The organism is Dysgonomonas massiliensis (genome assembly GCF_900240225.1).
Lineage (GTDB): Bacteria > Bacteroidota > Bacteroidia > Bacteroidales > Dysgonomonadaceae > Dysgonomonas > Dysgonomonas massiliensis.
This window is the reverse complement of record NZ_OEPV01000002.1, coordinates 1-14,905: the sequence shown is the minus strand read 5'-3', so window position 1 is coordinate 14,905 and position 14,905 is coordinate 1. Positions and strand designations below refer to the sequence as shown.

The window sequence follows — 14,905 nt, the reverse complement described above, 5'->3', positions numbered from 1 at the left end:
GATGGAGAGACAAATTATATCACAAGGCGATAATTTGCCTCCCAAGAAAAAAGTAATAAATAAAGTCTTTGTTCTGATTGACAAAGTTCTATATTCCTTTAAGCCGTTTTCTAAAAAAGAAGATGGATCCACATCCATATCCGAAAATGATATTACACAGGATTTAGAAAGACTTTTAAATGACAAGAGTGAAAGTGAGTTACTCCCTTTTAGGTTTCAAAATCAGTCGAAAGAAGTAGGGAAAAGGTCAACAAGTGATATGGGGATATATTTAAAAGGTACTACTGATCCATATTTTATGTGGATAGAGGCTAAACGTCTCCCAACACCAGAAGCAGGAAATAGAAGAGATGAACGTGAATATGTAGTAGTAGATAAGAAATATGCAGGAGGTGGCGGTATTTCTCGATTTAAAATGGGAGAACATGCTTCTAGATTAACTAACTCTATAATTATAGGTTACATTCAAGATTTTACTTTTGAATACTGGTTCCATAAAGTTAATACATGGATAAAGGAATTATCTATTAACGAGCAGAATTGGGAGGAAAATGACTGTATTATTGAGTATGGAAAAGGATTATGTAAACAATATCAATCTTCACATAGACGTCCAAATGGAACAAATATTGAATTACGCCATTTTTGGGTTGAAGTCTAAAAATTTAGCTGTCTTCTAATAAATAATTAAGCATCCTAAATTTAACTATAATACTAACTCAGACGCACCTTAAATATCTTTTAAATAAATACTATCTTTCCATATATATACCTAGCTGTTATATTCATTATCGGAAGATAATGGATATAATCTTGTTTAAATTAGAAGCAATCATTTAATTATATAATTCTTACAGAATATATTTTCATATGTTATTGAGATAATAATCCTTGCCAATATCGGCAGAATTAGCTACTTTTAAAGCCAGTTTGGATTAATTCTCGCCGATAACAGCAATATATTAGATTTATGCAATATTTATCAGTCAGTCAGTTTGCAGAGAAATGGGGTGTACCTGAAAGAACCATTCGTAACTATTGTGCGACAGGGAAAATAAAAGGAGCTTTCTTAACAGGTAAAACATGGAATATACCCGAAGATGCCCTTTTACCTCAAAAGAGTAGTAGCCGATTTAGTGATAATCCTTTGCTCAATATCCTTAAAGAGCAAAAGGATATGAAACTAAAAGGTGGAATCTACCATCGTACACAGATTGACTTAACTTTCAATTCCAATCGTATAGAAGGAAGTAAGCTAACAGAGGAACAGACTCGTTATATCTTTGAAACAAATACAATAGGAGTAACCAACGAAACCATTAATGTCGATGATATAATTGAGACATCCAATCACTTTAGGTGTATTGATCTGATTATTGAAAAAGCAAAGTCAAAACTTACTGAGTCTTTTATAAAAGAGCTACATTATATACTAAAGTCCAGTACTTCGGATAGTCGAAAAGATTGGTTCAGGGTAGGTGATTATAAGAAGCTACCTAACGAAGTAGGAGGAATGGAAACGTGTCCTCCTGATGAAGTTAAGAATGCGATGAAAGAGCTACTCAATAACTATCACTCTAAGAAAGACAAGACCATTGAAGATATAATTGAGTTCCATTATAAATTTGAATGTATACATCCATTTCAAGACGGAAATGGGCGTGTCGGTCGGCTTATTATGTTTAAGGAATGTTTGGCTAATAACTTGATACCTTTTATTATTGATGAAGATTTGAAATGGTTTTATTATCGTGGATTACAGGAATGGGAAAAAGCACATGGCTATTTAATTGATACTTGCCTGACAGCTCAAGATAAATATAAAGCGATACTTGACTATTTTAAGATTGTTTATTAATCTTCATCTTTAGAATAAGAAAGAACTGATATTTTTCCTATATTTGTGTAAGCAGTTTTGCAACAAGCGAGCGAAACGATGAAAACAAATCGTGTGCTAAATCGTGTGGGTTTGCAATTTTAAGAAAACGTAAAATATTGGTAGTCAATCGAAAGGGTGTAAAAGTTCTCTTTCTGGTGGCACCACTTTAAAAAAATAATAAAACGTTGTAAATGAATAATTTATAACGTTTTTTGTTTTTGATTGGTAAAACATAGGTAAAACATTTGGTTTTTAATATTTATAAATCTGATAATCAATGTATTATGTGTTGCGAATATAGATGTTTTTTTGTAACTTCATGTTACTTTTAAAAATATAACTATGGAAATCGTAAACTATAACGATGTATCACAATTAAAGAATAGTATATTTGATTGTATAGATGTTACCGATAACACAAGAAAAGAATACTTAAGTCGTATTAAAAACTTTATCCATTTTGTAAAACTGCACGGAATTAACCCCAATACTTATTTAGAGTATAAACGTTATTTAGGTTCTATTGACACACTGAGTGTTTCCACAAAGAATAAGTATTTAATTTCTGCCAAGATTTTCATTGATGGTTTAAATAATTTGCAAAGACTACCTTTTCAACTAAATACAAAGGTTAGAGGATTTAGGCAAAGTAAGCTCCATAAGAAAGATGGTCTCAGCGATGAGGATATAGCTAAAATAGTTAATCATTGTTCATTACTAGAGCCAACAATTCAGAATCTACGATTAAAATCCATTTTGTCATTACTTATATTTCAAGGTTTACGCCAAGTGGAAATAGTAAGGTTGGATGTAACGGATATTAATTTAAAAGATAAAACTGCTTTTATTATAGGCAAAGGACAAGATGACAAAGAACTCATTTATTTGCATCCAGAGACTGTAAAAGCTTTGAAAACATATTTATACAAGTATAGAATTCGAGAGGGTGCATTATTCCGAAGTGAGAGCAATTTCTCTTCGGGTAGTCGGTTGACAACAAAATCCATTCGAGAGATAATAAAGAAAGTATTAAACGAATTGAATATTGACGGAAGCACTCACGGTTTCCGTCATTTTTTTATAACCAAATTAATAAAATCATATAAAGGCGAATTATTGACTGTTTCAAAATATAGCCGTCATAGAAGTGTTCAAATGTTAGAGGTATATAATGATGAGATAATAAGAGAGCAGGATTTGCCGCGTTTTTATGATGTATTTAGCAATATTGTACTTTGAGTAATATAAAGACATATGAAAGGAATATTTATTGTTTAGAGGGCAACTGGAATAAGAATCCACGAAGTCATCAAAGTATAAGGCCTATACTTGAATTGCTTCGTACAGTTTCGGGTGTAAAATATATTTATCATAAATGTAATACCAAAGAAGAATTCTTTTATCGTTTGCAGCAATTTACGACAACGAGATATAAGAACTATCCTGTTTTGTATTTGGCATTTCATGGACGTACTAATCGCATTCAAGTAGAGAATCAATATATAACACTAAAAGAAATTGCAACAGTTTTAGAGGGTCAGTTAGTCAATAAAATTGTGCATTTCGGAAGTTGCTCTACTTTACGTACATCTGAAACCAATATTTGCAATTTTATCAAAACTACAAATTGCCAGTTTATTTCGGGTTACTGTAAAGTCGTTGATTTTATCGCGAGTACTGCTTTTGAATTATTATATTTTGATTTATTGCAGAAATTCAGAACTATAAGAAAGATAGATTCTGAGTTATCATATCTATGTGGTGTATTACTTAGTGTAAAGCTTAAGTTTGCGTATTACAATTGACTTTTTATAATTCTGATTGAATCTATTACATAGCTATTCTCAGGCTCAATAAATTTCCAAAAATTAAGATATCCTAACAACCTATAAATATAAATAGGATCTGAGTTGTTAATGTTTTCCATATGTGAAGAGAGCCCTTTGGTTTTTATGTAATATATAGCTTGGCGTATTTCGCGTTTCTTTTTTCGTGGAATGGTTAAATATTCACTGTTAACAGAGATCCCTGTTACTATTTTCTTTTTATTACCTCTAGCAATTCTTGTTTTATTATTATTAACGATAAATCCTTCATCTTCTATTATGTAGGAAATAATATTGATTAATTCATTAGGGATTATATATCCCGAAAATGTTATATCGTCGGCATATCTAGTATAAGTTAATGAATGTTTTTCAGCTAACTTTGATAATCTTTTATCTAATTTGGACAAAATAATATTGCTTAAAATGGGGCTTGTCGGTGCTCCTTGGGGTAAGGAATTATGCTTGCAACATAGATTGGTTAAAGCGGCAGAAATTCTATTATTATAACCAATGTTTTTGAAAACATTATACACCCTTTTCCAACTGATAGAAGGGAAAAAATTAGCTATATCCATTTGTAAAATAGCATTTTGATGCAAATGAGGTTCTGCATTATTAAGTAATGATAGATTGGGAACAAACCCTTTTGCATGAGGAGATATAGGTGCTTTTGCTAATATGTTTTGATATATCCATTTTTGGGTATATTTCAATGATGGGAATGGTGCAGAGATAACACGATCATCCCCATTTCTCTTTTTAATAGTGAAGTCATAATAAAAATGTTTAGAGGAATGAGACATTTTAAGTAAAATATGGTATTTTATTCCAATAAGACATGCTAAGTGATACAAATCGAATATTACGACGGCATTATTCTTCAATAATGTTGCAACATACTTCTTAGCATATGAATTTTGACGTGATGTCAAATCGTTTGCCTTATCAATTTCGTGATACCATATTTCAATATTATTCTGTTGTTCATTCATAACTACTATATACTTATAGAAAAGAGAGTGGCTTCTTTACTTATGGTAAGAAGATCTATTCTTACAATGATAATTGATAATGATAATCTCATTTTTAATGGATTATTATTAGCTAAAAGTGACATTGCAGTACGAGACGAATGCATCTCAAAGTCTAATTCTTTGCCACTCTCCCTCTTTATTTAATAGCAAAATATTTTTTCAGGTATATAAGGTTCATTTATGTGTATTTTTTGATCTTCTTCAATAAGCATATCTTCTGGTATCTTTGTGAATATTTTATCTGATCTTTCCATTAATATTTTAGGAAGATTTTCTTTAATCCATAGTTTACCCTCTTTAGTAGGTTTTATGATCAAGTCTTCTTTTCTGATATAGCCTAATGAGATAAAATTTCTGACACTACGCATTATTTGTGCTGGAGAAAATAATTCTTCTTGATGTATTTTATATATATCAAGTTTTCCTTTCTCATATAATAGAGTTAATATCCTCTTGTCTTCGTACAAATAATTAGTCATAACACTCTTTTAAATAAAGGAGTAATTTTCTTTCCATTTTCTAGTTTTGGCCACCAAAAGATTGGAAATACATTATTGGGAATATTTCCATCTTCAGTACAAAATAGAGCTTCTGCTCCATTCCATCCAAAGTTATATTTCTTTAATTTAAGAGTTCTTTTTTTAAGAGTTATTCTCTTAGCAAGTTTAAGCTCTATCCCTTTCATTATTTTAATATTATTTTCCCTGTCGTTACCTTGAAAATTATCTCTAATCCCTTTATTTAAAAATAAACCTATATGACAGTTATAAGTCCCATTTTCCATAATGACAGGATGAGCATCTTGCATGCCTGCTATCCCAATTATATAAATTTTCGTTTCTTGAAATCGAGGTTTCCAAAACTGCCACCACTTTCGTGTAGGTATATTTTTTTTTAAATCCTTTACTCTACTTGCAATTGTATGCCCTGATCCAATAAAATCATCACAAAGAATAATGTTTTTATAGTCTGTTAATCTTCTGCTTAATAGAAAGTTATCAAATCTGTTGCAAATATTACTTTCATCCCAGTCATACCCTTCAAATTTATTCTTCAGAGAGTTGGCCATCTCTTGAGAGCCATCTGGCTTATTGTCCTTGCATATTGAAACTATTACAGTATTCTCATGAGAACAATTCCATTCGTCAGTTATTACAGAGGCAATTTTCTCTAATCTTTCCTTCTCTTCACTGTGACCCATTACATGAAAATAAGAGAATAATTTTATCATAAGTGCTCTCTCTTCTTCATTAAGAAAACTCCATAAAGATTCTAAACCTTTTACTCTATCTAATAACCAGTCATATTGCTCATATAATTCGTAATGAGAGATGAAGTCACTTTCATTAAGTACATAAGTTGACTTACTTAATATTTTCTTCTTTTCCACTATATGTTTACTTTCTCTCAAATATTAATTATTAGATAAGGGCAATTTGTGTTTTTACTTAAACGTAATTTGTGTTTGTCTATATAATTCCATACCTGGAATATCATCATACATTCCACTTAATTTTTCACGTAGCCTAAACATCCTTTTTTCTGCAGTATCTACTAATTGAGAAAAGGTAGTAACAAAAATTCGTCCTTTATTTTCATCTCCAACAGTGGAGACTGGTTGTATATTAGATGCAATACTATCACCTACAACATAAGCTACAATAGATGTAGCATCCTTCATATGTGCAAATAAATCTTCAACATAAGCATTAGCTTGGTCTCTTTCAGCTCTTTTTATCTCAAAACCACCTCTTTTTAATTCGACTATTAAGAGTCGTTTAACTTCAACTAAGTTGGAATCATATGCGTGTTCCTCTATTCCTGTTGCGGATAAGGTTGTATTGTCTGCTAGAACAACTACGTCTGGACGTTTTTTGTAATTTATATTTACATTAGGATTTATTTTGTCTTTGAAAAGAGTTTTAATTACAGTTTGCATCTGCTTATTAGACGTATATTCTGCTGTATCATATTCGGGGCCAAAAAGCCATCTTGATTCTGTTATCAGTGGATGCAAAACATGCAACTCATCGATAGTCTTATCACTAGATAATTTTCTGATTGCTTCGATTATAGATATTCGTCTGTCAATTTCACTTAAGACAGTGAGCGCGTCTTTTACTGTCCATTTATCTAATATTTGATTAAGACCAGCTATATCTTCCTCATTAAGTTTTGATAGTTTAGCGAGTAATTCTTGTCCGTTCTTGGATTTTTCTAGATTTATTATTGCTTCCACAGCTATAGTTATCGAATCTTGTTTTGCTGTTGGTGTATTGATAGTGATACTTTCAATAACCTCATCTATTTCAAGAAGGGTCAAGGGAGATGCTTCTTTAAGTTTGCCTTTTAATTCTTGTTTTATAAAAGTCTTGGTTTCTTCTATTGTACTTTTAGCTACAGAATCAAACATAGAGTTTACATATTCAGCAACTACTGTATATAAATTTTCGACTCTTATGTCATTTTTGAAGCCACTCCAATCTTCTTTTATAACTTCTTCTAAATTATCACTTTTAATAATAACTGAATATCTTTTGGCTATAGAGGTTCTGCCATCTATGTATAGTTTATCACTTAAAATCCAAGATGGATTGCCTACCAAACGTCCTCTTTGCCAAAAAGCGATTCCTTGAAAAACACTTTTTCTTGCCGTTTTTTTGGAGTCTATAAAATATGCAGTTAATTCTATCCCATCTTTAGATATTAAATTACTAGTGTCTAATAATCCATCTAAATCCTCTAATGGAAGTCTTTCCCTATTTATTTCGATATTAAATTCGGGGTCTAATAAAAATCTTGAAGAAATTATTTCTCGTATTTTATCGACAGTTGGTAAATTTCTATCAACAACTACTTCCAGTGTTGTTCCTTGTTCTGTTGAAGGACTAATATTTTCACTTACTATAGCTAGAGCTTCTCCTTCAACAAGTGTTGAAATAACAGCTTCGAATAAACTTCCATCTCTTGCTGTTTTTACAGTATATTCATCATTGAAGCATAGTAAGCTATGTCTACCAACTCCATTTCGACCATAAGCTATTCGATTTCTTTTTTTGCCATCTGGAAATATTACATTTTTACCCTGATGCTTAAGTCTATTATATCTTAGCTTCATCCATCTCTTGTGAAATTGCTCAGAAGTTAATCCTATGCCATTGTCTTTTACTATAAGTTTATCTCCTTTTTTATCAGGGATAAAAATAGAGACATTAGTTGCTCCGGCATCCCAAGCATTTGCTACAAGTTCAGTTAATGCAATGTCTGTTTGGTTTGCAATTCCACCTAAAGAACGAATTAAATAATCATCTTCAAATAGTGTTCCTTGTATAACAGTATCCTCTTTCATTTTACTCTCTCACTTATGGTGTTGGGTTGGGGTGTGAATCTTATTATTCCTGCTTATTAGATATGGGAAAAGTTGTGAATTTTGTATTTGAAAATTTAATTTTCAGTGTTTCCTCGTATCGTGAATTAGGCTTATTGCTTCTTCAAATTTAGATTTTAACTCATGTATATTATCTGTCTCTTTTAGTGACTGAAATTCTTTCTCCAAATATCTCTTGTGTTTTTTTGCTTGTTGATATTCTTTCTTAGTTCTATATTTTTCTAAATATTCGAGATATAAATCGTAATCTTCAGATGATACAAATATATACTCTTTTACGTCTTTGGGCAATTTTTTGCTATAGTCTTTATCAATATCGTCTAAATATATATCGTCAAATGTTTTTCTTAAGGTTCTTATGAATCTATTATATAGTCGTGGATTAAGCAATTTCTCGGCCGTTAGAGGTTTAATATTTTTAAATCCAAATACATGATATTTTTTCGAGAAAAGCTGTATTTCATAACGTAAGATGTTAGAGGGAACGGTATCTTTTAGCTTTATTTTTCTATATGTTGCTTCGAAAGTTTTATCATAAAACTTAATCTCATATTCTGATAATCTGCAATAGCGACCATGATACTGACTTGATTTAGCAAGTGGCTTCATTAAAGTAAATGGCCATTTTTTTATACGATAGAAGGAAAGCATATCTATGTATATCATCGGCTCTTTAGACATCGGAATGTTTACTCCTATTTCTATGCTAGATAATATAAAACGCTCTAAAGGAATATCCATTAATTTACCTAAGCTAGTTATTGCTTTCTGTGCCTCTGTTACTGAGAAAGTGGAGTAGTTATTGCCTTTGAAAAACTTTTGTAGTGAACCATGACCTCTTAATGTATAAGTTCCATCTTTCGATAAATGTATTTTTATCGTTATAGCATTATTTAGTATCGTTCCGTACTTTGATGTACCTCTTTTTTTATCAAGACCAACCAAATCTAATTCTTCATCGATAGAGCCATATTCCCAGAGACTCTTTTCTATGGCATCAACATCAACATCGTTAATGTAAAAAACGATTTTATCTATCATAGCTACAATAAAAAATCAATAATGATAAATACTGAACTCTAATTATAGCTATAAATAATATGCTATGCAAATCATTATTTAACTTTCAACGTTTGATAATTGTAGTTACAGAACGTTGAATTTTATGACTGTAATTTGTCTATTATAGGTCGTAGAATAGAATCTTTAAAAATTTGGATGCAGTCTTCTATCTTTTTTGTCGAAAATTTTTCATCTAATGGAAACTCAATATAAATATTAGGTTCCTCGTGGTTATTATCAGAATCACATTTCCATTCTTTAGGAATATATTTCTTAAGTTCAGAAATAAATAACTCTGTTAATATGAAGGTCTCAAAATCATTAAAAAGCTGTATGTATATAACATTCTGCCTTTCATCAGATAGGTATCCTATGTATAAATCAAAGCATCTAATTGAATGTCGTTTAGTAATTTTATTTATTGTAGTGGAATATGTAATGCCTATATTAGGCATTAATAGGCTTTCGTTAGCATCATCTTGTGAAAAAACATCAAAATCTTTTTCCCATTCTTCAACATTGAAGTAGGTGGGTAGATTTTCTTTCAAGTATTTATGTATTTTATTTTGTTCTATTGACAAAGCATTGTCTAGTTTATAAACTGTATCAGCTATTACATCTAATAGCATTTGCATATCTTTTAAACATGCAATATTTAATTTTGTAAATTCATTCATTTCTATTTTACCTTTGATTGTACTTCGATATAAAATTTTCTCATAGTATATAATGATAAATCAGAACTTATACTTCTATCATTAAATAATAGTTGATATAGAGTTTTTAAGTAATCTAGTTGTATTGCGTTGTCTGCATCGTTATTTCTTAGCATTGATGAAAATACATTGTAGTAGTCTGTATATATCCATTCATTGTTAGTATATTTTGTATTATCGCAATGACTAAGTAAGATGTATATTTTATTATCAAATGATTTAAAATGACTATCATTTTTTATATAATTGTAATAACTGCTAAGTTGCGTTCCCTTACCACTCTTATTTTTGGAAACCTCACTATATATTTTATTCTCAATTACGATGAGCCACTTTTTATTATTATCGGTTATTAGTAAATCGATAAATCGCTCTACTTTTTCTGTTTTTTTATTCTTAATAGGGTGTTCCACCTCTATTTTATAATTATCTAGTATTATTTGCTGTAAAATAAGCTCTTTATTTTCTATACGATTAATTCTATCAATAAATGAGTACAAGAGCCTGGGTTGTTGCCAAAGATGTTTTAGAAGTAAGGAATGGAATGTTTCCCAATGATGTTTTCTTATTACTTGTAAAACAGATTTTTGCTCAAGGAATGAATATTCTTTAGCAAAAGGCTCAACATACTTTTCATTTAAGCGTTTTTGCTCTATTTCATATAAAGTGTTAAACGTTTCAATCGACTTCAAAAAAAAGTCTTCTAAGGACTGTCTTTGTTGTATAGTCTGATTGAGTTTTTCCTTACTAAGATTTTTTAGTTTATTAATTAGAATTATAAATTGTTCTTCTTGTAGCATGATGCAAAACGTGGACTAAAACTACATTTTCCACTGGGGTATCGCCAAACACCTTGCTGTAAAATGAGTAAAGCCCACGCTAGAACGCAGGCATTACTTCTTAATCTTTTACAGCATTTTAAAAATTTGGCGATTTTCAGTAGCAAAGAATAAAAAGCTAATGCTTTATATCAATATGTATGTTATTTGTTGTTATCTATTCTTTATATTTCAAATTTGATTTATGTAAAGATATAAAAAGTACATCAGTTATTTATATTGCAGTAACAAATATCTTGATCTAATAACTACTTCTTAATCTAACCGCAGTTACTCATCATACCCCATACCCTAAATCAATTTAAGGGGTGGGGTAGCCTTTAAATGCAGTTGCACATTCCTATTATTTTCTTTGTGATCTGTATCTAGAGAATCTATCCATTTTTACTCTTAGCTACCTTACCTATAGGAATGGTTAAGCATAGTTATGTATATTACTGTACTATATAGACTATATGAATATTAAAGATAAACAACATTCACCCGCGCCTTATTTTACTTTTTGTGGGAGTATGCTAGTGCCTATTACTATTGTTTATATACACAACCGCAATTTCTGTGGGTTTTCTATAGGTTGCTATGGTTAACCTAACGTATGTTTTGTGTGTTATCTTTCTGACAATCATAATAGATATAGCTGTTTCCTTTATAGAAAGAACATTTTTGTATTTTGCCTCTTTTCTGTGTTGTTGAAAAAATAGCTTTTTGAGGTTGCATATATTTATTCTAGTTTTGGGGTGTATTTTTCGATTAAAGTATTTATCCTATCTTTTTGATAAGAACAGCAAGAACTCTGTTTGAGGAATTCAACTACGTCTTCTACACGGTATCTAATCGTTTTTCGGCTAACCTTATAATACTTCAATTTGCCTTCGCTACGATAATTCTGCAATGTACGTTTGCTTACCATTAAAATAGTAGCAACATCTTCTGATGTAAAAAATAAATTTGATTTGTCCATAATTATAAATTATCTAATAGTTTAATTGCTTCTTCCATCTCTTGAAATTGAACTTTCGCATATAATTGAGTGATTCTTATATCTCCATGTCCGAGTAGCTCCCTAATCTGATGGAGTTTTGCTTTTTTAAAGAGTAACGCTGTAGCAAAAGAATGCCGACCCGTGTGCGTTGATATATTTTTGTTTATATTAGCTAACTGTGCAATTCGCTTAAGACGTTTGTTTATTATTGCTGTTGCCGAGCTTATTGCATTCAATGATTCTTGGGCTGAAACTTTTTCTACATCTACTTTCAAAATATTGAAAACATAGTTTTCTGGGTCAATTTTCACTCCATTATTTTCTAATATTCTTCGTTTATTATTTAATATCATTCGAGCACCTTTTGATTGAGGTATAGTAAGAGGTTTATCTGTTTTACGCATACGTATTGTTATCTTCTTAGCAATTGTATTTTTCCATTTTAAAGTAAGTATATCAGAGATACGAATGCCGGTGCAACATTCAAATATGAATACTTCTCGAGCATCATACAATGGACTCTGTAATTTTATGTTTAGACCTTTAATTGTTTGTATCTCATTTATATCTAAAACGGGTCTCTCTGTATCCTCTCGTTTAAATTTTATTTTTCGGAATGGATTGTACAGTTCGTCTAAATCATTATTTCGATAAATATCTCCAACCAACTTAGCTAGAGTCTTCATATTGACTGTAGTTGTGTTCCTTGTATTTCCTAAATCATTCATCAAATGATTTTCATATTGTTTTATAAAGTCTAGAGTTATAGCTTTTATTGGTAAGGTCTCTTTCTTTACATATAATCGTAGTTTTTTGATAACTGATTTAGTCTTTTTGTATGTGACATGTTGCCCATTTTTATATAATTGCTCAATATAATTATTCGCATATTCAAATAAATCAATAGATGTTCTGTTATTTATCTTATTTCGTATAGTGGCTATGCTAACAGATTCATTCGTTACGGATAGATGGCAAGTTTCTCGCTCAAGACTTGCTCTCTTATTCGTAATGTCTAAATTTAAGATGTCAGCATTTGGGTGTTGCTTCCTTACACATTGATTTTTATCATCCCAATATTTAGGGTCAACGTGTAATAGCGTTTTATACATAGTTCGTCTGTCTTTAGTTATTCTTAAACATACTGGTGCTTCATTTGTTGATTTTGATAATTTATCTAGTCTGATTATGACTTTAAATTTTATAGTGCTCATATTCTTTACTTTTAATTTTTTAATTGTAGAGTTTCGTGCTTACAAGCTAAGGGGTAAAACATAGGTAAAACATTTATGCCCCTGATTTCAATAAGTATGTGTATAACTTTTGAAAATTCCAAATCAAACATGTTCGCAACATGGTGAAAATCAACAAAAAAATTATTTTAGTTAAAAAATGTGAGAAAATAAAGGCAACCTGAATTAGAACTGGTGGCACCACTTTTAAAAGACTGTAAATCAATGATTTATGGTCTTTTTATTTATATATACTCCTCAAAAAATGGCTTAATTGATAGCTATTCTACACTAATTTACCATAGATTTAACGACTAAAGTTAAACCAAGAGTTAAACCAAAAAACGCAATGAATGCAACGGTTAATGTCTTGTGTTACAAGTCAAAAACACTATCAAACGGAGAGCATCCTTTAGTGATTCGTGTATGTAAAGATGGAAAAAAGAAATATCAAAGTATCGGAATATCTGTAAAACCCAAATATTGGGATTTTGAGAAGAACAAACCGAAACGTAATTGCCCTAATAGAGACCATATTCTAAAACTTATTTCAGAGAAAACGCAAGAGTATAGAGACCAAATTATCGAATTAAAATCTGATAATAAAGAATTTACTGCTAAAACACTGATAGATAAAGTACACAAGCCAACAAAGAAGCGAACAGTTAAAGAAGTATTTGAAGAACAGATACAACGTTTGTTTGCTGAAAAAAGACGTGGTTATGCTTTATCGCATCAACAAGTGTTAAACTCTCTGTTAGCATTTAATAAACATCTAGATATCTACTTTTCAGATATTGATATTGTTTGGCTAAGAAAATATGAAACTTGGCTAAGAAGCAACAATATTTCCACTAATACAATTGGCATTCGTTTTAGAACATTACGAGCCGTTTTCAATATAGCTATTAAAGAGAATATTGTAAAAGCAGAACATTATCCATTTGATGATTATAATGTCTCAAAATTGAAACAAGAAACAGTCAAGCGTTCAATTTCTAAAGATGAGATTATATCTGTTATTACTTATTCTTGCGATGAAAACAGCATTTATCAGAAACTAGCAATTGACTTATTTACATTTTCTTATCTGATGGCGGGTATTAACTTTGTTGATATGGCTTATTTAACGTGGGATAATATAATTGATAATAGGCTTGTATATTTCCGCAGAAAGACGCACAAATTAATTAAGATACCGTTACAAGAAGAAGCAATGAAGATTGTCAGTAAATACGCTGATAATAACAGTTCTTATTTGTTCCCTATTTTGTCAGACTTTCATAAAACCGAAATTCAGAAAGCAAATAGGGTGCATAAAGTGATAACAAAGGTAAATAGAGAGTTAAAGCAGATAGGTAAAGAACTGAATATTCCAATTGATTTAACAACCTATGTAGCACGTCATAGCTTCGCAACTGTTCTAAAACGCTCTGGAGTAAACACAGCAATAATATCTGAATCACTAGGACATAGCTCTGAAAAGGTTACACAAATCTATTTAGACAGCTTTGAGAATAGCCAAATTGATGAAGCAATGAAGAATTTACTTTGATATTTGAGGGAGCTATTAGTTCCCTCTTTTTTGTATCTTGTAAAAAGTTTTAATGTGCAATTATATCTATCTCATAACGTGGATACACAAGAAAAATATATCAGAATTGGATTCTTTGACAATTTCAGAGGAGAGGATAGTGTCTTAATTTCTGTTGATATACATGGTTTACTTCAATTAGAAGAATTATTTGATAAGTTGGCTAACAATTACAATTCTTTTAAAATCGGAGATTTGAAATATATAGACAAAGAATATTCATTAACGTGAGTTCGATATAAGAAAATGATTTTAGAAGATAGTCAATTGGCTATCTTCTATTATATCTACCCTAATCGAAGGCTTTTTCGGTAAGAAACTATATGCTAATAATCCGGCAATCAGATTGG

General features: G+C 30.5%; 14 protein-coding genes and 1 pseudogene. 5 read left to right on the top strand and 10 right to left on the bottom strand.

The window, feature by feature from the left end; translation table 11 throughout:
- Nucleotide 1: 1 nt before the first annotated feature.
- The 4 genes from C1A06_RS02180 (at nt 2) to C1A06_RS15320 (ending at nt 3,684) form a co-directional block, all read left to right on the top strand.
- Nucleotides 2-661, top strand: coding sequence for a hypothetical protein (locus C1A06_RS02180; protein WP_101688598.1), 660 nt, complete (start codon nt 2-4; stop codon nt 659-661).
- A 309-nt stretch (nt 662-970) separates the two neighbouring features.
- Nucleotides 971-1,858, top strand: a complete 888-nt coding sequence (locus C1A06_RS02175) for a Fic family protein (protein ID WP_101688597.1) — start codon at nt 971-973, stop codon at nt 1,856-1,858.
- A 363-nt stretch (nt 1,859-2,221) separates the two neighbouring features.
- Complete coding sequence (locus C1A06_RS02170; protein WP_245871982.1) at nt 2,222-3,118, top strand: tyrosine-type recombinase/integrase; 897 nt, start codon at nt 2,222-2,224, stop codon at nt 3,116-3,118.
- Nucleotides 3,115-3,684, top strand: coding sequence for a DUF6642 family protein (locus C1A06_RS15320; protein WP_306346011.1), 570 nt, complete (start codon nt 3,115-3,117; stop codon nt 3,682-3,684). The genes C1A06_RS02170 and C1A06_RS15320 overlap by 4 nt, the downstream gene beginning before the upstream one ends.
- Here the strand turns inward: C1A06_RS15320 and C1A06_RS02160 are convergent.
- From C1A06_RS02160 to C1A06_RS02120, 9 genes are all read right to left on the bottom strand, one after another.
- Nucleotides 3,675-4,700, bottom strand: coding sequence for a retron St85 family RNA-directed DNA polymerase (locus C1A06_RS02160; protein ID WP_101688595.1), 1,026 nt, complete (start codon nt 4,698-4,700; stop codon nt 3,675-3,677). The two genes, C1A06_RS15320 and C1A06_RS02160, sit on opposite strands and share 10 nt — an antisense overlap.
- A gap of 182 nt (nt 4,701-4,882) precedes the next feature.
- Nucleotides 4,883-5,221 (bottom strand): hypothetical protein, encoded by a 339-nt coding sequence (locus C1A06_RS02155; protein ID WP_101688594.1) that lies wholly within the window; start codon nt 5,219-5,221, stop codon nt 4,883-4,885.
- The gene (locus C1A06_RS02150; protein ID WP_145996323.1) at nt 5,218-6,132 is read right to left on the bottom strand and encodes a phosphoribosyltransferase-like protein; all 915 of its coding nucleotides are present in this window, start codon (nt 6,130-6,132) and stop codon (nt 5,218-5,220) included. The genes C1A06_RS02155 and C1A06_RS02150 overlap by 4 nt, the downstream gene beginning before the upstream one ends.
- Before the next feature lie 54 nt (nt 6,133-6,186).
- On the bottom strand, nt 6,187-8,091 hold the full coding sequence (locus C1A06_RS02145) for an ATP-binding protein (protein ID WP_101688592.1): 1,905 nt from the start codon (nt 8,089-8,091) through the stop codon (nt 6,187-6,189).
- A gap of 102 nt (nt 8,092-8,193) precedes the next feature.
- Nucleotides 8,194-9,171: a hypothetical protein gene (locus C1A06_RS02140; RefSeq protein ID WP_101688591.1), complete on the bottom strand. Its 978-nt coding sequence runs from the start codon at nt 9,169-9,171 to the stop codon at nt 8,194-8,196.
- Nucleotides 9,172-9,293: 122 nt separating this feature from the next.
- Entirely contained in the window at nt 9,294-9,869 is a 576-nt protein-coding gene (locus C1A06_RS02135) for a hypothetical protein (protein WP_101688590.1), read from the bottom strand.
- A 2-nt stretch (nt 9,870-9,871) separates the two neighbouring features.
- A complete protein-coding gene (locus C1A06_RS02130) occupies nt 9,872-10,708 on the bottom strand; it encodes a PD-(D/E)XK nuclease family protein (RefSeq protein WP_101688589.1) in 837 nt (278 codons plus the stop codon).
- A 760-nt stretch (nt 10,709-11,468) separates the two neighbouring features.
- The gene (locus tag C1A06_RS02125) at nt 11,469-11,708 is read right to left on the bottom strand and encodes a helix-turn-helix domain-containing protein (RefSeq protein WP_101688588.1); all 240 of its coding nucleotides are present in this window, start codon (nt 11,706-11,708) and stop codon (nt 11,469-11,471) included.
- Between the two features lie 2 nt (nt 11,709-11,710).
- Entirely contained in the window at nt 11,711-12,943 is a 1,233-nt protein-coding gene (locus tag C1A06_RS02120; protein WP_101688587.1) for a site-specific integrase, read from the bottom strand.
- Nucleotides 12,944-13,310: 367 nt separating this feature from the next.
- Here C1A06_RS02120 and C1A06_RS02115 point away from each other — a divergent pair, with 367 nt between their 5' ends.
- Nucleotides 13,311-14,516: a site-specific integrase gene (locus tag C1A06_RS02115; RefSeq protein WP_101688586.1), complete on the top strand. Its 1,206-nt coding sequence runs from the start codon at nt 13,311-13,313 to the stop codon at nt 14,514-14,516.
- Nucleotides 14,517-14,807: 291 nt separating this feature from the next.
- Here C1A06_RS02115 and C1A06_RS15395 read toward each other — a convergent pair.
- A pseudogene (locus tag C1A06_RS15395) lies at nt 14,808-14,905 on the bottom strand (IS982 family transposase); the annotation flags it as partial.